Genomic DNA, 20,002 nt, shown 5'->3' on the forward strand with positions numbered 1-20,002 from the left:
TCAACCCAAGTCACGAAGCAGTCGGCGCGCCGTTTGGGGGTACTTCCCCCGTAGCCTCTGCCAGCGTTCCACCTGGGCGGCACGGCCAATTCGATTGGTGATCAGTTCCCATTCCTGCGCCACACGCCCCAAGGCCATGGCGGGCGTCAACTGCCCTTGCAGCGCGGCATCTAACCCCTTGCCAAGCGTATGGAAATATTCGGACTGGCCCCTGAGATAGAGGTCTGGAATCGCACCCTCTAAAGATTGTCGCTGAACCGCGAGGAACGGCTGCGAATACGCCGCCCCGATGCCCGCATCGCTATAATGCTCGGGCCGATAGGGATCGAAGAACCCACCGGCCTGACGAATAGCAAGAGTCGACATTTCCGGACTGCACGCAAAGAGCGAAAAGAGATAGGCCAATTCAGGCTCCGGCGAAACCGAACTGACGACAAAACTCCACCCCCAATTGAAATATGGCGTTGTTAGAAATCCCCCGTTCACATCTCCGCCCGGCGTCGGGCCAAACAGCATCTGCCCGCGCATCTTGGACGAATTGCTATTGAGGTATTTCTGCGTCCCGCCCCAACCGATGTTGCAATAAACATCGCCCTGCGCGTAGCGTTCCCAGTTTTCGAATAAACCCAGCCTGCCTGCCTCCGGCAGCAGACAATCTGTAATTGCGATCAAGTCTTCGAGAGCCGCGATGCCGGCGTCTCCGGCAATTTGGGGTGTCATATCTGGTGCCAGCGGCCAGACGCCCTTGGCATGGAACCGCACCCACCATTCCCACGCCAGATATCCCGGCGTGCGGAAAAGCAGCCCGCCAAATCGCCCATGGTCTGGTTGGTGAAAAAACCTGATCTGTCGATCCAGATCCGCCCAAGTATGCGGCAGGCGCAGTTTGAGGCCAAACTGATCTTCGTACATGGCCACGAGTGACGGATCTTGTATCATTGCCTTGTGATAAAACATCACATAGGCATCTCCATCCGTTTGAAATCCATAGGTTTTTCCATCGAACTTATCGCCGACTGAATATAGGATACCGTCCCGAAAATCAGGCGGTTCGTAGCGCAGTGCAAAGTCGTCCAGCGGCCGGATCGCACCCGAATCGACCAGATCCGGCAACGCAAAAGTGGCCGGCAGCGCCACGTCAAACGTGCCACGCCCCAGCATCGCGTCCAGCATCAATTCACTGTTGATCTGATCGACATCCACTATGACCAGCTCGATTTCGACCCCGGCCTGCGTTTTGAAAGCCGCCGCAACGGGGGCCAGGTTTGCCTCTGACCCTCTGGGTAACAGGACGGAGATCGGCCTGGTGAGGGCTGAGAACTTCTCACGGACGGTCTGCGCCGTTACGGTCGCCAATGGCGCTGCAGATGCCCCGCCCGGCAGCGCCATGGCGGAAGCCGTTGCCGCGAGACCGCACAGCATATCGCGGCGGTTCAAATTTGATCTGGCGCACCGCGCGAAAGCCATTGTGGTTCTGATCCTGTTTCCGATGTCGGCTACATATTTTTGGCAACCTGCCTTGTGTCATCTAGAACGGGGTTTTTTAACATTAAGTTAAGTGGTGATCTTTAAACGTGGCGCATGGCCCTTGCACGTAATCCCAAGCTACGCCTCCAAGCCTCAGGTCGCCGCATCACCACCCGACTTCGGATGGTGCTGGGCTTGATCGCGGTGACAATCTGTATCGCGGGATTTGCATCGGCCTTGCAGCTCCGCACGATCCTGGACACACACAAGCAGCTGAACAGTCGGGCCCTTCCCATGTTCGCCCTGGCACAACGGACTGCGCGGGACTTGAACGCACTGTTTCTCGCGCTGGACACTTTGAATGCTGGCGGTACCGAAGATGATCTCGTTACGGCGATGGCGGGCATTGCCAACCATCGAACAAGCATTCAGCAGGACCTTGATAACCTGCGGGATTTTGGTCTGTCCAAAACGACAATCGACGCATTTCAACACCAGCTGAGCGCGGCAAAGACCACCGGAAACGAATTTCTGCAAAGCCACCGGGAAAAATCCCGGATTGACAGGGCGGTTGCGTCAGCCCTGGTCGGGATATCAACTGTACAGGCAGACAGCCATGTTTTTCTCGACACACTGGCATCAGAAATCGCCAGCGATACCAACAGTTTGGTCCGCAACTACGCAGCCGTTGGCAGCAGCGGGCGGGACACCCCCGACCACGGGCTTTCCGCTTTGCTTTTGTCCGCCCTCAACCTCAACCATATCCGACTGGACCTCGATGCGGCGATCAACAGCGCCCTCGCCATCGGGACTGTCTATCGACCGGAAACGATCGAACGTAGCAAACTGGTGGTATCAGACAGGCTGCGGGGGATAATCGGGCGCTTGTCCCAAATCGACGACAGAGCAGTGCAGCACCCGTTGGCGCAACACGTTTCTGCGCTACGGCAGTTGATCCTAGGCGAGCAGGGTATTTTCGCACTGGTGGCCGCCCGAAACCGTCATGAAAACCAGTTTGTCAGCATCCGCGCCACCCGATTGCCGCTGATTGCCGAAATATCAAACCTGTCATCTAATCTTATGCAGCAGACCCTTATGGGTGTAGAAACCGCGTCGCACAAACTCGATAATGCAATCTACCGGCTTTTGACCGTGATCGCGACAGTTTTGGCCTTTTCGCTGTTGATTATCGCGCTGACCGACAGATATGTCGTTGAACGCCAGTTCAACCGGCGCATCAAGACGCTGACCGGCGCAGTCACAGCAATCGCCGACGGCAAGCTTGACCATCCCATTCCCATCACGGGACGCGATGAGCTTGGTGATATGGCGCAGTCGTTGGTTGTGTTTCGCCGCAACGCCGAAGAGTTGCGGCGCTCCAACATTGAGTTAGAAAAATTTGCCTATGTCGCGGCGCACGATCTGCGATCGCCCCTGCGCGCCATTCGCGAACTCAGCGCTTGGGTGCTCGAAGACGAAGACAACGTGCTTAGCGTCGAAAGCAGGGCGTTCATGACCATGCTTCAAGACCGCATAGACCGATTGAACCGTCTGCTGAACGACCTTTTGGATTACGCACGTGTCGGTCAAAGTGATCCGCAAGTTGAACCTGTCGATCTGCATAATCTGGTCTGCGAAAACGCTCTGCTTGCCGATCCAGACGGCCGGTTTACCATCACCTACGACGGCCCTGACGCCCCTGTCATCGACTACCCGACACAGCTGCAGCAAATCGTCGGAAATCTGCTTGGTAATGCGATCAAGCACCATGACCTCCCGCATGGGACAATTCGCGTGGTTGCGGCAATTTCAGAAGGTCATCTGCATCTTGACGTCCAAGATGATGGTCCGGGCATCCCACCGCAGTACCAGACGCGCATTTTCGAGCTATTCCAAACCCTGAGCCCCCGTGACGAGGTGGAGGGTAGCGGGCTGGGCTTGGCCATAGTGCAAAAGCTGGTTCAGCATCGCAGGGGCAGTCTATCGCTGGCGTCTGATCCCTCGGTGGGGCGCGGTACCACCTTTAGTCTGAAAATCGCGTTGGCAGCAGCTCAGACTGTTTCAGGCAACCTGTCAGCGCAGGCCGCCGCATGAAAAAATTATAAGGAACTGATGATGAGGCAGGAGACTTCCGAAGTGAAATTCTTAATCGTAGACGACGACACAGTCAGCGTGATGGCGATGCAGCGGGCTATGCGAAAGCTCAAGATCGTAAACGAAACCAAGGTGTGCAACGACGGCCAGCATGCGCTTGAATTCCTGCGAGCAGAGGTCTGCACCTATGGCCGCCTGCCCCCTTATATTATCACGCTCGATCTGAATATGCCGCGTATGGGCGGGCTGGAATTTCTGGAAGCCGTGCGCGCAGATCCGGCGCTGGCGCGTGTTATCGTGTTCGTCTTCACCACGTCGGACATGCCCAACGATGTGCAATCCGCCTACAGCAAGAACGTCGCAGGATATATTGTGAAAGAGAACCCGTCCGAAACCTTTGCCAAGGCTTTAGATATGTTGGATTCCTATGTCCGCATCGTTGAATTGCCCGCGTAAAAGGCATTTTTTCCGCGGGAAAAGTCGGGCGTCGGAACAAAAAAATGGGCGCGCCGGTTATGGCGCGCCCGTCGGTCGTTTCCCTTAGGGGGATGATTTACATCATGCCGCCCATGCCGCCCATGTCGGGCATGCCGCCGCCGCCGGAACCTTCTTTCGAAGGTTTGTCGGCAACCATGGCTTCGGTCGTGATCAGAAGACCGGCGATAGAAGCCGCGTCTTGCAGGGCTGTACGCACAACCTTGGCCGGGTCAATCACGCCGAACTTGAACATGTCGCCATATTCTTCGGTCTGCGCGTTAAAGCCGAACTTCAGGTCGTCGCTTTCGCGGATCTTGCCCGCCACGACGGAACCGTCGACGCCAGCGTTTTCAGCGATCTGACGCAGTGGTGCTTCCAGTGCCTTGCGCACAATGGAGATACCGACGTCTTGGTCGCTGTTTTCGCCTTTCAGGCCTTCGAGCTTTTTACCGGCCTGGATCAGAGCAACACCACCACCAACAACGATACCTTCCTGAACAGCGGCGCGTGTCGCGTTCAGTGCATCGTCAACGCGGTCTTTGCGCTCTTTCACTTCGGTTTCGGTCATCCCGCCAACGCGGATAACGGCAACACCGCCGGCCAGTTTGGCCACGCGCTCTTGCAGTTTTTCACGGTCGTAGTCGGATGTGGTTTCTTCGATCTGGTTACGGATCTGCGCCACACGTGCTTCGATTTCGGCTTTCTCGCCGGCACCGTCAACAACTGTGGTTTCGTCCTTGGTGATCGACACTTTCTTGGCCGAACCCAGCATATCCATTGTCACGGATTCCAGCTTCATGCCCAGATCTTCGGAGATCACCTGACCGCCTGTCAGAACTGCAAGGTCTTGCAGCATGGCTTTGCGACGATCGCCGAAACCTGGTGCTTTGACGGCAGCAATTTTCAGACCGCCACGCAGCTTGTTCACAACCAAGGTCGCCAGGGCTTCGCCCTCAACGTCTTCGGCAATGATCAACAACGGCTTTTGACTTTGGATAACCTGCTCGAGCAGAGGCACCATTGGCTGAAGGCTCGACAGTTTCTTTTCGTGCAGCAGGATGATCACGTCTTCCAGCTCAACGGTCATTTTGTCGGTGTTGGTGACAAAATACGGGCTCAGGTAGCCACGGTCGAACTGCATGCCTTCGACAACATCGGTCTCTGTTTCCAGGCCTTTGTTTTCTTCGACGGTGATAACACCTTCGTTGCCGACTTTCTGCATCGCGTCTGCAATCTGACGGCCGATTTCTTTTTCGCCGTTTGCAGAGATGGTGCCGACCTGGGCGACTTCGTCGCTGTCAGATACGTCACGCGCCGCCGCTTTGATCGCTTCGACAACACGCGCTGTTGCCAGATCGATACCGCGCTTGAGGTCCATCGGGTTCATGCCGGCGGCAACAGATTTCATGCCTTCTTTGACGATGGCTTGTGCCAGCACGGTGGCGGTTGTTGTACCGTCGCCTGCTTCGTCATTGGTGCGGCTGGCCACTTCTTTGACCATCTGCGCGCCCATATTTTCGAACTTGTCTTCCAGTTCGATTTCTTTCGCCACGGATACACCATCTTTGGTGATGCGCGGTGCGCCGAAAGATTTATCCAGAACCACGTTGCGGCCTTTGGGGCCCAGCGTGACTTTCACCGCGTCGGCCAGGATGTTTACACCCCGGAGCATACGATTGCGGGCATCGGTGTCAAATTTGACGTCCTTAGCAGCCATGTTGTCTTCTCCTAAAATCTTGAATTGATGTCAGCGATTGTCGATGGGTCTTTCGGCCGGATGGCTTACTCGATGATCCCCATGATGTCGCTTTCTTTCATCATCAGCAGTTCTTCGCCGTCGAGTGTGACCTCGGTACCGGACCATTTGCCGAACAGGATCTTGTCGCCGGCCTTCACAGCCATCTCGATCAGCTCGCCGTTGTCTTTGCGTGCGCCTGCGCCAACAGAAACAACTTCACCCTCAGAGGGCTTTTCCTTGGCGGAATCGGGGATGATAAGACCACCCTTGGTCTTTTCTTCGCTCTCCGTGCGACGTACCAGCACGCGGTCATGAAGCGGTTTCAATGCCATCTTTGCAGCTCCTTAAGGCTCAAAGTTACTCTCCCAAGCCACCCCCTCCGGTCGAGGGGTGCAGCCGTTAGCACTCATCGTGTCCGAGTGATAACGACGCATAGCTATGCAGCGCATCGCTCTGAGTCAACAAGATCATCTGAAAAAATTTCGCGGTGTCGGCGCGGTTCAGCCTGTGCCCAGCACCCGTGCCGCAGTGGCCACCGCACCCGCGCCTGCCGGGGTCAGGCCATAGACCCCTTTGTCAACTTTTTCAAACCAACCATAGTGATCGTCACGCATCATGCGGGTTGCCGCCGCGACGCCAGTTTCGCGTGCGACATCAGCGCCCTTGCAGGCCCCGGCCTCAAAAAGATAGACCGCCAATTTCAACGCATCCTGCCGGTATGCGGTGATCAGCCCGGCGCGCGTCTGTCCGCCATCATTCGGATCACCCTGCCGCCGGGCAAATTCTCTCAGCAGGCGGGCTTGGCGTTTCGAGGATTTGCGCGGGCTATAAGGCCCCGGATCGCAATGCACCTCGACCAAGGCATCGCTAAGCCGCACGGTGATCAGCCCCAAACCCAGCCGACGCGCCAGTGCCACATTATCCTTCAGCGCCTTGGCGAAACGTTTCCCCGGCTGGCGCGACACCGCCATGTAGACGTCTTCTGATACGGCCAGTCGGGCCACACATTGATGAAAAAGCGCAAGCGAAAACCCCAACTTCAACTCCACCACCACAGGCGGCTCGCCTCCGCGCAGCGCCACGACATCTGCCGCCCCGACCTCTGCTTTGACGACGTAACCCTGCCCTTCCAGAAAGGATTTGATGGCGGGATACAGGTCCGTTTCGCGTGGTTTGCTCATGCGGCCAACCTGCCCCACAATGCGACGACGATCAAACCCGCTTTTTATGTAGGCATGGGGGGTGTCACGGTTAGCGATGCCGCAGCGCAGCGCGGGTGTGGTGACACGGCGCGTGAACCTGTTATAAGGCGCGCAAATCCATCTGATTGAATACAGGAATCCCCCCCATGACGACGCTTGTTTTTGGCCATAAATCCCCCGACACAGACAGCACCGGTAGCCCGATCATTTGGGCGTGGTATCTGAACGAAATCAAAGGCACCCCTGCCAAACCTGTTCTGCTGGGTGAACCCAACACCGAAGCGCTGTTCGTGCTGAACCACTGGAACCTCGACAAGCCCGAGATTCTGACCGATCTGGCCGCCGACACGCCCGTCGTGATTGTTGACACCAACAACCCGGCTGAATTGCCTGCCAATATCAACGCCGCAGACATCACAGGGATCATTGACCACCATCGTCTGGTGGCCGGTCTTGAAACCCGCGGCCCGATCGAGATCAACATTCAGCCGCTCGCCTGCACCGCAACCATCATGTACCAGATGATCGGCGATGATTGGACAAAGGCCCCCCGCGGCGTGAAAGGGGCAGCGCTGTCGTGCATTCTGTCCGATACACTGGAATTCCGCAGCCCCACTACGACCGACACCGACCGCAGGGTGGCCAAGGCGCTGGCCGAGGATCTGGGTGTAGATATTACAAGTTTTGCCGCTGAAATGTTTGCTGCGAAATCCGACGTTTCGTCGTTCTCCGAAGCGGAACTGCTGCGCATGGACAGCAAGGAATTTGATCTTAATGGCACCGGATTGCGGGTTTCCGTTCTTGAAACCACATCCCCTGCGCCTTTGCTGGCGCGCAAGGATGCCCTGATGGCCGCGATGCCCGGCGTTGCCGAAGAAGACGGTGCCGCGCAGGTGTTGCTGTTCATCGTCGACATCCTGAACGAAGAGGCCACGCTGCTGGTGCCCAACGATATGGTCAAACATATTGCCGAGCAAAGTTTTGGCGCGACTGTCAGCGGCGATACCGTGGTCCTGCCCGGCGTGATGAGCCGCAAAAAGCAGATCATCCCGAACCTGAAAATGTAACGCGACATAAGGCGGGCCCGGTGCCCGCCTTTTTCATACCCCCAGCAAGGCACGCCCATGACCCGGATCATCACCACCCTTTCAGAGGTTTCCAGCCAATACGACGCGTTGTTTGTCGACCTTTGGGGCTGCGTTCACAACGGCGTGGCGGCCCTGCCCGATGCCGTGGCCGCCTTGCAGGCCTATCGCAAGACGAGTGGCAAGGTTGTGCTGGTCACCAACTCCCCCCGCCCCCGCGCGGGTGTGGAAAAGCAGCTGGTGCAATTCGGCGTACCTCAGGATGCCTGGGATACCATTGCCACCTCGGGTGATTCCGCGCGGTCAGCCATGTTCCGTGGCACAGTGGGTGAAAATGTGTGGTTTATCGGCCAACCGACCGAGCGTAAGTTCTTTGAACCGATGGCCTTGCTGGAAAACCCCGTTGAGATCAGACCAGTGCCGCAGGATGAGGCCGAAGGCATCGTCTGCACCGGCCCGTCCGACCCGATGGCCGATCCCGCCGACATGACACCGCAGTTCGAGCGTGCGATTGCGCGCGGGCTGAAACTGCTCTGTGCCAATCCTGATATTGTGGTCGACCGGGGCGAGGTGCGCGAATGGTGCGCCGGTGCGCTGGCCGCTCTTTATACCAAGCTTGGCGGTGAAAGCCTGTATTTCGGCAAACCACATTCCCCGATCTACGATCTTGCCCGGCGGCGGTTGACGGCTTTGGGCCGCGCCATCCCGGACGATCGCATTCTGGCCATCGGCGACGGTGTTCAAACCGACATCGCAGGTGCCATGGGCGAAAACATCGATTCGCTGTTCATCACCGGTGGCCTTGCCGCAGCCGAAACCAAGACCGAGACCCAGCCGGATGCGGCAGCGCTTGACGCCTACCTGACCCGCGAAAGCGCAGTCCCGACCTACTCCATCGGATTCCTGCGTTAATACGTGCGGCTTTTTTGTTTGATTTTTCTGCACTTGCAAAGTAACAAAGTTACCAAACGGATGATCATGGTGTCATTTTGTTACTTAGGGAATCGTTATGTTGGACAATCTGCCGCGCGGAACAATCTGTATTGAAGACATCGAAATCGGCATGTCCAGGCATCTGCGTAAGGTCGTCACCGATGAAGATATCGAGATGTTCGCGAAAATTTCGACCGACCACAATCCGGTGCATCTGGACGACGACTATGCCCGCGACACCATTTTTGAAGGGCGCATCGCGCACGGCATGCTGACCGCTGGCCTGATTTCAGCGGTGATTGGGGAACAATTGCCCGGCCATGGCACAGTTTATTTGGGTCAGTCGCTAAAGTTTCTCGCCCCTGTGCGCCCGGGCGATATGGTCTATGCCGAGGTCAAGGTGACTGACATCGACATGTCCAAGCGCCGGGTGAAAATGGATTGCCACTGCGCGGTTGACGGCAAAAACGTCCTTGTCGGCGAGGCAACGGTGCTCGCCCCCTCGCGCAAGTTCGACTGAGGCGCAAGTTTTCATCGCACCGCCCCCGCCTGTGGCTTGCTCTCGCTGCGCCGCGCGGCTAGGCAAGGCATATGCGTATTATCCGCGATCATCAGTTTGTTGACGCCCCAGATCGCGGCGCTACCGCCGCGATCGGCAATTTTGATGGCGTGCACCTGGGGCATCGGTCTGTCATCGAACTGGCACAGCGCGCCGATCCCGATGCACCGCTTGGCGTCGTCACATTCGAACCGCACCCGCGCGAATACTTTGCCCCCGACGCCCCGCCCTTTCGCCTGATGGGCCGAGACGCCCGCGCGCACCGTCTGGAAAAACTTGGGGTCGAGCGGCTGTATGAACTGCCCTTTAACGGCATCCTGGCCGCGCTCAGCCCCGAGGAATTTGCCCGCGATGTCCTTCATGTTGGCTTGGGCCTGTCGCATGTGGTTGTGGGCGCCGACTTCTGCTTTGGCAAGAACCGGGCAGGTAGCGCCGGTGATCTGGTGCGATTTGGTGCGCAGTACGGCTTTGGCGTCACCATCGCGCCCTTGATGGCGCAGGCGGATCTCACTGTTTCCTCTACCGCGATCCGCCAGGCGTTGACCAACGCCGCCCCGCGCGAAGCCGCCGCAATGCTGGGCCACTGGCATCGCATCGAAGGCCCGGTGATCAGCGGCGAACAGCGCGGGCGCGAATTGGGCTTTCCCACAGCAAACATGTCTATCGACGGGCTGCACCCGCCGGCCTTTGGTGTTTATGCCGTGCTGATCGACGTGCTGGAAGGCCCCCACAGGGGCAGCTATCACGGCGCAGCCAGCTTAGGCGTGCGCCCGATGTTCGGCCAAAACCGCGCCAACCTTGAGACCTATCTCTTTGATTTCAAAGGTGACCTTTATGGCGCCCCGCTGTCGATCGCGCTGGTCGATTATCTGCGCGGCGAAGAAAAATTCGACGGGCTGGACGCGCTGATTACCCAGATGGATGCCGATTGCGCGCAAGCTCGCCGAATTCTGGCGGCACTATGAGCGATCCGATTGCCCGCAACGGCCTGGCCCCGCGGTTCTGGGAAAAGAAAAAGCTGACCAATCTGTCACAACCCGAATGGGAGGCGCTTTGTGATGGCTGCGGCAAATGCTGCCTGAACAAGCTCGAGGACGAGGACAGCGGCGAAGTCGCGCTGACCCGCGTTGCTTGCCGCCTGCTAGACGATTCCACCTGCCGCTGCGTGCACTACGAAAACCGCCATCAGTTCGTGCCCGACTGCATCGTTCTGCGCCCTGACAACTTGGATACCCACGCCTATTGGATGCCGCAGACCTGCGCCTACCGTCTGCTGTGGGAAGACAAGCCACTGCCCGACTGGCACCCCCTGATCACCGGGACCGCCCAAAGCGTGCATGACGCCGGCGTCAGTGTACGCTTTGGCACCGTATCCGAATTCGACACCCCGTTCGAGGAATGGGAAGATCATATTATTGAGGAGCCCACCTGATGTTTTTCGCCTCTGACAACGCAGGCCCCGTCCACCCCAAGATCATGGAACGGATCACATCGGCAAATGCCGATTACGCGATGCCCTATGGCAAGGACGCGATCATGGACGAGGTGCGCGATCAAATCCGCCAGACGTTCGAGGCGCCCCAGGCCGAGGTTTTTCTGGTGGCCACCGGCACCGCGGCCAACGCGCTGGCGCTGTCGTGCTATTGTCAGCCGTGGCAAACGATCTTTTGTGCCCGCGTGGCCCATATCGAGGAAGACGAATGCAACGCTCCGGAATTCTACAGCGGGGCGGCCAAACTTTCGCTGGTCGACACCGATGACAAGATGACCCCCAACGCGCTTGCAAATGCGATCGAGCACCGCGGCTTGGGCGACGTGCACTCACCGCAGCGCGGACCCGTCTCGATCACTCAAGTCACAGAGCGCGGCGGCGTCTATACCCTGGACGAATTGCGCGCCCTGACGGCAGTGGCCAAGGCGCATGACCTGCCCGTTCATATGGACGGTGCGCGCTTTGCCAATGCGGTGGCAAAGCTGGGCTGCTCCGCGGCTGACATGACGTGGAAATCCGGCGTTGATGTCGTCAGCTTTGGTGGCACCAAAAACGGCTGCATGGGCGTCGAAGCGGTGGTGTTCTTTGATCCGTCAAAGGCCTGGGAATTTCAATTGCGCCGTAAACGCGGGGCGCATCTGTTTTCAAAACACCGCTTCTTGTCGGCGCAGATGGCGGCCTATCTAACCGACGACCTGTGGCTGGCAACCGCGCAGGCAGCCAATGCCAATGCCGCCTACCTAGCCGATGGGCTGCGCGGGGTCGGCGCAGAATTCCTGCATGAACCACAGGCCAACATGGTCTTTGCCCGCTTCCCCCGCGCGATCCACCGCAAACTACACACCGCAGGCGCGCGGTACTACCTGTGGGATGGCACGCTGGACGGGCCGGATGATGAGATGGTCGGCGCACGGATGGTTTGCGACTGGTCGATCAGCCGCGAACAGATTGACAGCTTTCTGGCACATTTCTAAGGAACGTGTGGATCGCCCCGGCCACCGCAGCCGGGTGGGTCAGTGGCACCATGTGCCCGGCCCCTTCGATCACCACGCGCTGCGCATTCGGCAGCCGCCGCATCAGCGAGGTATTGATCGCATCTGTCATGTCGGGCGATGCACTGCCTTCGATCAGCAGTGCTGGCATCGCGGCGCGCTCGAACATGCCCGCGCGCAGCAACCCGGCACTGTCATGTCCGATAAACGCCGTGGAAGCCGGCACAAAGTGGATGCGGTCGGCCATGTACTGGCGCGTCGGCTCCGGTATCTGATCCCATTTCGTGCCATCGCCCCAAGCGCGGTTGAACAGGCGGGCGGCCTGCATCATGTCCCCCGCTGCCAAGGCGGCCTCGAACGGAGCATTCTGCGCTTCGTAGTTCGCCACCCCCGCGGGGTTGTCCAGCGCAGCAGCCGCAAAGTACACTGGTTCGATCAGCGTGACACTGCGCACCAGATCGGGGTGTTCAACGGCCAGTCGCAGTGCGATGGCGGCGCCGAACGAGTGGCCGATGATATCCATCGGTTCGGACAGCTGCGCCAGCGCAAGTTCCGTCGCCTGCGCCGGTATGTCGCCCTGCCCCGACAGATCCAGGTTGCGGCCATGCATCGGCAGATCGACCGCCAGCAGCGTCAGTTCATCCGCCAGCGCCTCGCCGACCCCGCGCCACGCCCCGGCGTGGGCCAGCGAACAATGAATCGCCAGCGCCCGACGCGGGCCGTGGCCGAACGACCGCCCCGCTTTGCCGTCGCTCACAGGGTCCCCGCGAGGTGGGCGTCGACCTCGCCGATCCGATCTTGCCCCCAGAACCGCTGATCCCCAACGAAGTAAAATGGCGCGCCAAACACGCCGCGTTCAACTGCTTCTTCCAGGTTTGCGGCATAGGTCTCTGCCCCTCGCAACAGACCGCTGTCGGCAAGCGACGGGTCAAACCCGGCCTCGGTCAAACAGGCGCGCACAACATCATCCTGCGCGATGTCCTGTTCCTTGGCCCAGACACAGCGGGTGATAGCATGCGCCAGCTTCCCCAGGTCACCGCCACCCGCGTGCTGCGCCGCGATAAAGGCATAGGCTGCCGGTGCGCCGTTGGTAGGCCAATGCGCGGGTTTGAGATTGAATTCCATTCCCAGCTTCTTTGCCTGGCGCAGCAGATCCTGCGCGCGGTACTCCATCCGGCTGGGGTGGCGGTCCTTGGGTGGCGTCCCGCCCGTCCGACCAAAGGCCGCGACGATGTCGAACGGCTTGTAGTTTATCGTGGCACCATGTTTTGCCGCCACTTCTTCGAGGCGTTGACCGGCAAGGTAACAATAAGGGGACAGGGTCGCGAAAAAATAGTCGATCTGGGACATTTGGCTCTCCGTGAAGGGCAGTGCTGCTTTGCCCGACCGTACGCCCATGCTAAGCGGTGTCAACGTCACGATTCTGTCATGTCCCGCTGCCCCGGAGCCCCTATGCCACGCACCTCTGAACCAAAGTTGATCTCAGGCAATGCCAATATGCCACTTGCCAAAGCCATTGCACGGCGCATGTCGCTGCATCGCGGCGTTAACGTCGGACTGGTAGAGGCGCGGGTCGAGCGGTTCAACGACGGCGAGATCTTTGTCGAAGTGTTCGAAAACGTCCGCGGCGAGGATATGTTTATCATCCAGTCCACGTCGAACCCTGCCAATGACAACCTAATGGAACTCCTGATCATGGCCGATGCGCTGCGCCGGTCTTCTGCTGCGCGGGTCACGGCCGTGCTGCCCTATTTCGGCTATGCCCGCCAGGACCGCCGCACCAAGGCGCGCACCCCTATCACTGCCAAACTGGTCGCAAACATGTTGGTCGGCACTGGCATTGAACGCGTGCTGACCATGGATTTGCACGCCGCGCAGATTCAGGGTTTTTTCGACATCCCCGTGGACAACCTTTATGCTTCGCCTGTCTTCGCGCTTGATATCAAGGACGCCTTCAAAGACCGAATGGATGAGCTGATGATCGTCTCGCCCGACGTCGGCGGTGTGGCGCGCGCGCGCGAATTGGCCAAACGGATCAACTCGCCGCTGGCTATCGTCGACAAACGCCGCGAAAAGCCCGGCGAGATCGCAGAGATGACCGTCATCGGCGACGTCAAGGGCAAGACCTGTCTGATCGTGGACGATATCTGCGACACTGCGGGTACGCTGTGCAAGGCTGCTGAAGTCCTGTTGGAAAATGGTGCCAAGGAAGTGCATTCCTATATCACCCACGGCGTAATGTCCGGCCCGGCAGTGGAACGTGTGACCAATTCTGTGATGAAATCGCTGGTGATCACCGACAGCATCGCACCAACTGCTGCTGTGAAAAAAGCGCCCAACATCCGGATCGTGCCCACGGCGCCGATGTTCGCCCAAGCGATCCTGAACATTTGGAACGGTACATCGGTATCATCGCTGTTCGAGGCAGAGACCCTGGGCCCCATTTACGACGGCATGTACACCGCAGGATAACGCCGCGCCCTGCCCTACCTGACTTTTTGGACCAAAAATACCCTCAGAGGGTTTGGGGGACAGCGTCCCCCATATCGGACCGCGCCAGCGGTCCGATCAGATCACATCCCAGTCATCTTCGTCCGACATTTCACCTATCGCGGTCCAGGCAATGCGCACCCGTGCAACGCGGGTATCGCCCCAAGTGCGAAACACCATGTCGAAACCCGATTTCGTGACCGCCTCTGCGCTCAGATCCGCGCGCATGACCGTCGAGCTGTCCACATCCCACAGTGACAGCGACAACTGCACCGTCGGATCGGAAAAGAACTTTTCAGAAAACTTGATCCGCCGACGCCGCTCGCGCTGGCCACGGCCAGTCCACATTTCGCCGCCGTCTTCGTAGTCAGAAAAAAGAACAACGTCGCCACTGTCGACGCCGACCGTATGATTGCGCAGTTTTTTCATAGTCTTGCCAGAGCCCGCCCTGTTCTTAACCCTGAAGATAATGCCGCAGTAGCAGGCGGCATTAAAGCAAAAAGCCCCGCCATAGCGGGGCTTTCCATTCAATTTTCAACCGTTCAAAGGTTCGGCTGTTTGGACGAAAGTCCGATCTCGTCCCCAACTGCAACCATATCGGCCAGCAGTTTGGCAGCGTCGTCAACCGGACCCGGCTCGTTCGCAGCGTTTTCCTTGGCCTTGGCATAAAAGCCTTCGGCCTCTGTCATCATGCTATCGAGCTGATCCTGCGTCATGGCGCCGCGTGTCACGGCGCGTTCTGCCAGAACCGACACACCGGCGCTGCTGATCTCGGCGAAGCCACCGGTCACGACATATTCCGCCGTGCCCTCTGGGCCCTCAATGCGCAGCATACCGGGGCGCAGGGTGGTGATGGTGGGGGCATGGTCGGCCATAACCGTCATGTCCCCATCACTGCCCGGAATCTGCACGGCCGTCACCTGCAACGATGCCAGCCGCCGTTCCGGCGAAACGAGGTCGAATTGCATTGTGTCTGCCATAGTCAGCGCTCCTTAAGCGGCGTCTGCCGCCATTTTCTCAGCTTTCGCTTTCACGTCTTCGATGCCGCCAACCATATAGAAGGCACCTTCGGGAAGGTGGTCATACTCACCGGCAACCACAGCCTTGAACGACGCGATTGTTTCTTCCAGCGGCACCTGAACACCGTCGGATCCGGTAAAGACCTTGGCCACGTCGAAAGGCTGGCTCAGGAAACGCTCGATCTTGCGCGCACGGGCCACGGCCAGTTTGTCTTCTTCGCTAAGTTCATCCATGCCGAGAATGGCAATGATATCCTGCAAAGACTTGTAGCGCTGAAGCACCTGCTGCACGTCTGTCGCGACTTTGTAGTGCTCGTCGCCGATGATCAGCGGGTCAAGCAGACGCGAGGTGGAGCCCAGCGGGTCAACCGCAGGATAGATGCCTTTTTCCGAAATCGCACGGTCCAGAACGGTGGTCGCGTCGAGGTGGGCAAAGGATGTCGCAGGCGCAGGGTCGGTAAGGTCATCCGCAGGTACGTACACGGCCTGAACCGATGTGATCGAACCGGATTTGGTCGAGGCAATCCGTTCCTGCATCACACCCATGTCGGTGGCCAGTGTTGGCTGATAGCCCACAGCGGAAGGAATACGGCCCAACAGAGCGGACACTTCGGAACCGGCCTGTGTGAAGCGGAAGATGTTGTCCACGAAGAACAGAACGTCCGACCCGGATTCATCGCGGAACTGTTCGGCCAATGTCAGACCGGACAGAGCAATCCGCATACGCGCACCTGGAGGCTCGTTCATCTGACCGTAGACCAGCGCAATTTTGGATTTTTCCAGATCATCGGGCACGATAACGCCGGACTCGATCATCTCGTGGTAAAGATCGTTACCTTCGCGTGTACGCTCGCCCACACCCGCAAACACGGACAGGCCCGAGTGCACTTTGGCGATGTTGTTGATCAGTTCCATGATCAAAACGGTTTTGCCCACGCCGGCACCGCCGAACAGACCAATTTTACCACCCTTGGTATAAGGGGCCAGAAGGTCGATCACCTTGATACCTGTTACCAGGATTTCGGTTTCGGTCGACTGCTCAGCGAACTCGGGTGCATCGCCGTGGATCGCACGGGTCGCGTCAGAGTTTACCGGACCTTTTTCGTCAACCGGATCACCAGTCACGTTCATGATACGACCCAGTGTCGCGGTGCCGACGGGCACGCGGACCTGGTCGCCTGTGTCTGTCACGGACTGGCCGCGCACAAGACCTTCGGTGGCGTCCATCGCGATGGCACGAACGGTGTTTTCACCGAGGTGCTGCGCCACTTCCAGAACCAGTTTTTTGCCTTGGTTGTCCGTTGTCAGTGCGTTGAGGATCTGTGGCAGATCATCCTCGAACTGCACGTCAACGACAGCGCCGATGACCTGTGTAATTTTGCCGACTGCATTTGCCATGTCGTTTCTCCGATTTGTCTTACAGCGCTTCCGCGCCGGAAATGATTTCGATCAGCTCGTTGGTGATGACAGCCTGACGCGAGCGGTTGTATTGGATGGTCAGCTTGTCGATCATCTCGCCCGCGTTGCGTGTGGCGTTGTCCATCGCCGACATCCGTGCGCCCTGTTCAGACGCCCCGTTTTCCAGCAACGCCGAGAAGATTGCCGTAGCAACACCGCGCGGCAGCAGATCGGCCAACACGGCCTCTTCGCTGGGTTCATAGTCAAACAGGGTGGACGCACCGTCTGTCGCCGTTTCGTCAGCGTCGAACTTGGCGGGGATGATCTGCTGCGCCGTCGGGGTCTGCATGACCACATTGACGAATTTCGCATAGAAAATCGTTGCCACGTCAAACTCACCGCCGTCGAAACGGTTCAGGATATCTTTGGCAATGCCTTGCGCATCCCCATATCCCAAGCGTTTTACGTCGCTCAGATCAACGTGACCCACCAGCAGCTGACCAAAGTCGCGGCGCAGCTGGTCGCGGCCTTTCTTGCCAACGGTGAGGATTTTCACGTCCTTACCTTTGGCCAGCAGATCGCGCGCATGGGCTTTCGCCAGCTTTGCGATGTTGCTGTTGAAACCGCCACACAGACCGCGTTCTGCGGTCAGCACGACCAGCAGATGCACTTTGTCCTGACCCGTACCGCTCAGCAGTTTGGGTGCGCTGTCGGAACCGCCAACGCTGGCCGCGAGCCCTGCCATCACGGCGTTGAACCGTTCTGTATAGGGACGCGAAGCCTCGGCAGCCTCCTGCGCGCGGCGAAGTTTCGCCGCGGCAACCATTTGCATGGCCTTTGTGATCTTGCGGGTCGATTTGACCGACGAGATCCTGTTTTTAAGGTCCTTGAGATTGGCCATTGGCTTATCTCTCCTTAAGCGAAGTCAGCGGCAAAACCGTCGATGGCGGCTTTGATTTTCTCTTCCAACTCATCTTTGACCTTACGGTCGTTGTTGGTGATGTCTTTCAACAGATCGTCGTGCTTGGACCGCAGGTGCGCCAGAAGGCCCGCCTCAAAACGGCCCACTTCTTTTACGGCAACTTTGTCGAGATAGCCGTGTGTACCGGCGTAGATCACGCAGACGATCTCAGAGTTGGTCAGCGGCGAATACTGTGGCTGCTTCATCAGTTCGGTCAGGCGCGCACCACGGTTCAGCAACTGCTGGGTCGCGGCATCCAGATCGGAACCAAACTGCGCAAAGGCCGCCATTTCGCGGTACTGAGCCAGCGACAGCTTCACAGGGCCAGCCACCGAGGACATCGCCTTGGTCTGGGCAGAGGAGCCAACGCGAGACACCGACAGACCGGTGTTCACAGCAGGGCGGATGCCTTGATAGAACAATTCGGTTTCAAGGAAGATCTGACCATCAGTGATCGAGATCACGTTGGTCGGAATAAACGCCGAAACGTCACCACCTTGGGTTTCGATGATTGGCAGCGCGGTCAGAGAACCATTGCCAGCCGCATCGCCCAGCTTGGCGGAACGCTCAAGCAGACGCGAGTGCAGATAGAAAACGTCGCCAGGATAGGCTTCGCGGCCCGGTGGGCGGCGCAGCAGCAGCGACATCTGACGGTAGGACACGGCCTGCTTGGAAAGGTCGTCATAGATGATCAGGGCGTGACGACCATTGTCGCGGAAGTGCTCTGCCATCGCGGTCGCGGAATAGGGCGCGAGGAACTGCATAGGTGCAGGCTCGGACGCTGTTGCGGCCACAACGATGGAATATTCAATCGCACCGGTTTCTTCGAGCTTTTTGACAAGCTGCGCCACGGTGGAGCGTTTCTGACCGATCGCGACGTACACGCAGTACATCTTCTTGCTCTCGTCGTCGCCGGCTGCGGCGTTAACCTGCGCCTGGTTCAGCATCGCGTCGAGGGCAACAGCCGTTTTACCGGTCTGACGGTCACCAATGATCAGCTCGCGCTGGCCACGGCCGATTGGGATCATCGCATCGACCGATTTCAGGCCGGTTGCCATCGGCTCGTGCACCGATTTGCGTGGGATAATGCCGGGGGCTTTTACATCAGCAACGCCGCGCGCGGTTGTTGCGATAGGGCCTTTGCCGTCGATCGGGTTGCCCAGACCGTCTACAACACGGCCCAGCAGTGCGTCACCGATTGGCACGTCCACAATGGAATTCGTGCGCTTGACGATATCGCCTTCTTTGATGTCCCGGTCAGAACCAAAGATCACGACACCGACGTTATCGGCTTCGAGGTTCAGGGCCATACCCTGAATACCACCGGGGAATTCGACCATTTCGCCGGCCTGAACATTGTCCAGACCATAAACGCGGGCGATACCATCACCGACAGACAGAACGCGGCCAACTTCGGCTACTTCTGTCTCTTGACCGAAATTCTTGATCTGGTCCTTAAGGATCGCAGAAATTTCTGCTGCTTGGATACCCATTTATCCGACCTCTTTCATTACATTCTGGAGGGAATTGAGCTTGGAACGAATCGACGTGTCGATCATTTTCGAGCCCACTTTGACAACAAGACCGCCGATGAGGCTTTCATCAACGGTCGCATGAAGTGTTACGGTCTTACCTGTGGTCGCGTTCAGCGACTTGGTCAGCTTGTCGGCCTGCGTTTTCGTCAGGGCCTTGGCCGAAACCACGTCTGCCGTGATCTCGCCCTTATCAACGGCGATGATCTCGCGCAGTGCGGCAACAAGTTGCGGCAGAACGAACAGACGCCGCTTTTGCGCCATAAGCGCCAGCGTATGCGTCATCATCGGCGTGAGTGACATCTTTTTGGCGAGGGCGTCGATGGCCCCTGCCTGTTCATCGCGCGTATAGATCGGCGAATGGATCAGGCTGCGGAAATCGTCGCTGTCATCCAGCGCAGATCGCAGCGCATCAAGGTCACCCTCAACGGCTTTGACCTTGTTGGCCTCCTTGGCCAGTTCATAAACGGCGGTCGCATAGCGGGTCGCGATGCCGGTCGAAATGGAAGCTGGTTCGGACACGTCCATCCTCTCGTTCAAAAAGCGCCGGATATGCGAAACAT

At 58.3% G+C, this 20,002-nt stretch carries 21 protein-coding genes; 9 read left to right on the forward strand and 12 right to left on the reverse strand.

Features of this window, described 5'->3' with window-relative positions:
* The gene (locus tag AC1965_RS14640) at positions 1-1,437 is read right to left on the reverse strand and encodes an ABC transporter substrate-binding protein (protein ID WP_483884582.1); all 1,437 of its coding nucleotides are present in this window, start codon (positions 1,435-1,437) and stop codon (positions 1-3) included.
* A 357-nt stretch (positions 1,438-1,794) separates the two neighbouring features.
* Here AC1965_RS14640 and AC1965_RS14645 point away from each other — a divergent pair, with 357 nt between their 5' ends.
* Positions 1,795-3,561, forward strand: coding sequence for a sensor histidine kinase (locus AC1965_RS14645; protein ID WP_483884583.1), 1,767 nt, complete (start codon positions 1,795-1,797; stop codon positions 3,559-3,561).
* 42 nt (positions 3,562-3,603) lie between these two features.
* Positions 3,604-4,017, forward strand: coding sequence for a response regulator (locus tag AC1965_RS14650; protein ID WP_483884584.1), 414 nt, complete (start codon positions 3,604-3,606; stop codon positions 4,015-4,017).
* Between the two features lie 97 nt (positions 4,018-4,114).
* Here AC1965_RS14650 and groL read toward each other — a convergent pair whose 3' ends face one another.
* From groL to AC1965_RS14665, 3 genes are all read right to left on the reverse strand, one after another.
* Entirely contained in the window at positions 4,115-5,755 is a 1,641-nt protein-coding gene (groL, locus tag AC1965_RS14655) for a chaperonin GroEL (RefSeq protein WP_483884585.1), read from the reverse strand.
* Positions 5,756-5,820: 65 nt separating this feature from the next.
* The gene (groES, locus tag AC1965_RS14660) at positions 5,821-6,108 is read right to left on the reverse strand and encodes a co-chaperone GroES (protein ID WP_483884586.1); all 288 of its coding nucleotides are present in this window, start codon (positions 6,106-6,108) and stop codon (positions 5,821-5,823) included.
* A gap of 168 nt (positions 6,109-6,276) precedes the next feature.
* Complete coding sequence (locus AC1965_RS14665) at positions 6,277-6,957, reverse strand: DUF2161 domain-containing phosphodiesterase (protein WP_483884587.1); 681 nt, start codon at positions 6,955-6,957, stop codon at positions 6,277-6,279.
* A gap of 167 nt (positions 6,958-7,124) precedes the next feature.
* On the opposite strand from AC1965_RS14665, the gene AC1965_RS14670 reads away from it, so the two are divergent.
* The 6 genes from AC1965_RS14670 (at position 7,125) to AC1965_RS14695 (ending at position 12,021) form a co-directional block, all read left to right on the forward strand.
* A complete protein-coding gene (locus AC1965_RS14670) occupies positions 7,125-8,045 on the forward strand; it encodes a manganese-dependent inorganic pyrophosphatase (protein WP_483884588.1) in 921 nt (306 codons plus the stop codon).
* Positions 8,046-8,102: 57 nt separating this feature from the next.
* On the forward strand, positions 8,103-8,975 hold the full coding sequence (locus AC1965_RS14675; RefSeq protein WP_483884589.1) for a TIGR01459 family HAD-type hydrolase: 873 nt from the start codon (positions 8,103-8,105) through the stop codon (positions 8,973-8,975).
* A gap of 97 nt (positions 8,976-9,072) precedes the next feature.
* On the forward strand, positions 9,073-9,516 hold the full coding sequence (locus AC1965_RS14680; protein WP_483884590.1) for a MaoC family dehydratase: 444 nt from the start codon (positions 9,073-9,075) through the stop codon (positions 9,514-9,516).
* A gap of 71 nt (positions 9,517-9,587) precedes the next feature.
* Positions 9,588-10,520, forward strand: a complete 933-nt coding sequence (locus AC1965_RS14685; RefSeq protein WP_483884591.1) for a bifunctional riboflavin kinase/FAD synthetase — start codon at positions 9,588-9,590, stop codon at positions 10,518-10,520.
* Complete coding sequence (locus tag AC1965_RS14690; protein ID WP_483884592.1) at positions 10,517-10,987, forward strand: YcgN family cysteine cluster protein; 471 nt, start codon at positions 10,517-10,519, stop codon at positions 10,985-10,987. The genes AC1965_RS14685 and AC1965_RS14690 overlap by 4 nt, the downstream gene beginning before the upstream one ends.
* Positions 10,987-12,021 carry a threonine aldolase family protein gene (locus AC1965_RS14695; protein ID WP_483884593.1) on the forward strand — a complete coding sequence of 345 codons (1,035 nt, stop codon included), beginning with the start codon at positions 10,987-10,989 and terminating at the stop codon, positions 12,019-12,021. The genes AC1965_RS14690 and AC1965_RS14695 overlap by 1 nt, the downstream gene beginning before the upstream one ends.
* Here AC1965_RS14695 and AC1965_RS14700 read toward each other — a convergent pair.
* Both AC1965_RS14700 and AC1965_RS14705 read right to left on the reverse strand, forming a co-directional pair.
* Complete coding sequence (locus AC1965_RS14700) at positions 11,981-12,796, reverse strand: alpha/beta fold hydrolase (RefSeq protein WP_483884594.1); 816 nt, start codon at positions 12,794-12,796, stop codon at positions 11,981-11,983. The genes AC1965_RS14695 and AC1965_RS14700 overlap by 41 nt on opposite strands.
* On the reverse strand, positions 12,793-13,389 hold the full coding sequence (locus AC1965_RS14705) for a DsbA family protein (protein ID WP_483884595.1): 597 nt from the start codon (positions 13,387-13,389) through the stop codon (positions 12,793-12,795). The genes AC1965_RS14700 and AC1965_RS14705 overlap by 4 nt, the downstream gene beginning before the upstream one ends.
* Before the next feature lie 102 nt (positions 13,390-13,491).
* Between AC1965_RS14705 and AC1965_RS14710 the strand changes: the two genes are divergently transcribed.
* Positions 13,492-14,511, forward strand: coding sequence for a ribose-phosphate pyrophosphokinase (locus AC1965_RS14710; protein ID WP_483884596.1), 1,020 nt, complete (start codon positions 13,492-13,494; stop codon positions 14,509-14,511).
* 96 nt (positions 14,512-14,607) lie between these two features.
* Here AC1965_RS14710 and AC1965_RS14715 read toward each other — a convergent pair whose 3' ends face one another.
* From AC1965_RS14715 to AC1965_RS14740, 6 genes are all read right to left on the reverse strand, one after another.
* On the reverse strand, positions 14,608-14,958 hold the full coding sequence (locus AC1965_RS14715; protein ID WP_483884597.1) for an H-type lectin domain-containing protein: 351 nt from the start codon (positions 14,956-14,958) through the stop codon (positions 14,608-14,610).
* A gap of 113 nt (positions 14,959-15,071) precedes the next feature.
* Entirely contained in the window at positions 15,072-15,509 is a 438-nt protein-coding gene (locus AC1965_RS14720; RefSeq protein WP_483884598.1) for a F0F1 ATP synthase subunit epsilon, read from the reverse strand.
* Positions 15,510-15,521: 12 nt separating this feature from the next.
* A complete protein-coding gene (atpD, locus tag AC1965_RS14725; protein ID WP_483884599.1) occupies positions 15,522-16,946 on the reverse strand; it encodes a F0F1 ATP synthase subunit beta in 1,425 nt (474 codons plus the stop codon).
* Between the two features lie 19 nt (positions 16,947-16,965).
* Entirely contained in the window at positions 16,966-17,847 is an 882-nt protein-coding gene (locus tag AC1965_RS14730) for a F0F1 ATP synthase subunit gamma (RefSeq protein ID WP_483884600.1), read from the reverse strand.
* Between the two features lie 14 nt (positions 17,848-17,861).
* Complete coding sequence (gene atpA / locus AC1965_RS14735) at positions 17,862-19,400, reverse strand: F0F1 ATP synthase subunit alpha (protein ID WP_483884601.1); 1,539 nt, start codon at positions 19,398-19,400, stop codon at positions 17,862-17,864.
* Positions 19,401-19,961, reverse strand: a complete 561-nt coding sequence (locus AC1965_RS14740; RefSeq protein ID WP_483884602.1) for a F0F1 ATP synthase subunit delta — start codon at positions 19,959-19,961, stop codon at positions 19,401-19,403.
* Positions 19,962-20,002 lie beyond the last annotated feature (41 nt).

The sequence above is a fragment of the Sulfitobacter sp. KMM 9851 genome, from assembly GCF_057178245.1.

Bases quoted from the DNA above. Each gene is read 5' to 3' on its own strand.
- groL (WP_483884585.1), bottom strand. From the start codon at position 5,755: ATGGCTGCTAAGGACGTCAAATTTGACACCGATGCCCGCAATCGTATG.
- groES (WP_483884586.1), bottom strand. From the start codon at position 6,108: ATGGCATTGAAACCGCTTCATGACCGCGTGCTGGTACGTCGCACGGAG.
- AC1965_RS14665 (WP_483884587.1), bottom strand. From the start codon at position 6,957: ATGAGCAAACCACGCGAAACGGACCTGTATCCCGCCATCAAATCCTTT.
- AC1965_RS14670 (WP_483884588.1), top strand. From the start codon at position 7,125: ATGACGACGCTTGTTTTTGGCCATAAATCCCCCGACACAGACAGCACC.
- AC1965_RS14675 (WP_483884589.1), top strand. From the start codon at position 8,103: ATGACCCGGATCATCACCACCCTTTCAGAGGTTTCCAGCCAATACGAC.
- AC1965_RS14680 (WP_483884590.1), top strand. From the start codon at position 9,073: ATGTTGGACAATCTGCCGCGCGGAACAATCTGTATTGAAGACATCGAA.
- AC1965_RS14685 (WP_483884591.1), top strand. From the start codon at position 9,588: ATGCGTATTATCCGCGATCATCAGTTTGTTGACGCCCCAGATCGCGGC.
- AC1965_RS14690 (WP_483884592.1), top strand. From the start codon at position 10,517: ATGAGCGATCCGATTGCCCGCAACGGCCTGGCCCCGCGGTTCTGGGAA.
- AC1965_RS14695 (WP_483884593.1), top strand. From the start codon at position 10,987: ATGTTTTTCGCCTCTGACAACGCAGGCCCCGTCCACCCCAAGATCATG.
- AC1965_RS14705 (WP_483884595.1), bottom strand. From the start codon at position 13,389: ATGTCCCAGATCGACTATTTTTTCGCGACCCTGTCCCCTTATTGTTAC.
- AC1965_RS14710 (WP_483884596.1), top strand. From the start codon at position 13,492: ATGCCACGCACCTCTGAACCAAAGTTGATCTCAGGCAATGCCAATATG.
- AC1965_RS14715 (WP_483884597.1), bottom strand. From the start codon at position 14,958: ATGAAAAAACTGCGCAATCATACGGTCGGCGTCGACAGTGGCGACGTT.
- AC1965_RS14720 (WP_483884598.1), bottom strand. From the start codon at position 15,509: ATGGCAGACACAATGCAATTCGACCTCGTTTCGCCGGAACGGCGGCTG.
- atpD (WP_483884599.1), bottom strand. From the start codon at position 16,946: ATGGCAAATGCAGTCGGCAAAATTACACAGGTCATCGGCGCTGTCGTT.
- AC1965_RS14730 (WP_483884600.1), bottom strand. From the start codon at position 17,847: ATGGCCAATCTCAAGGACCTTAAAAACAGGATCTCGTCGGTCAAATCG.
- atpA (WP_483884601.1), bottom strand. From the start codon at position 19,400: ATGGGTATCCAAGCAGCAGAAATTTCTGCGATCCTTAAGGACCAGATC.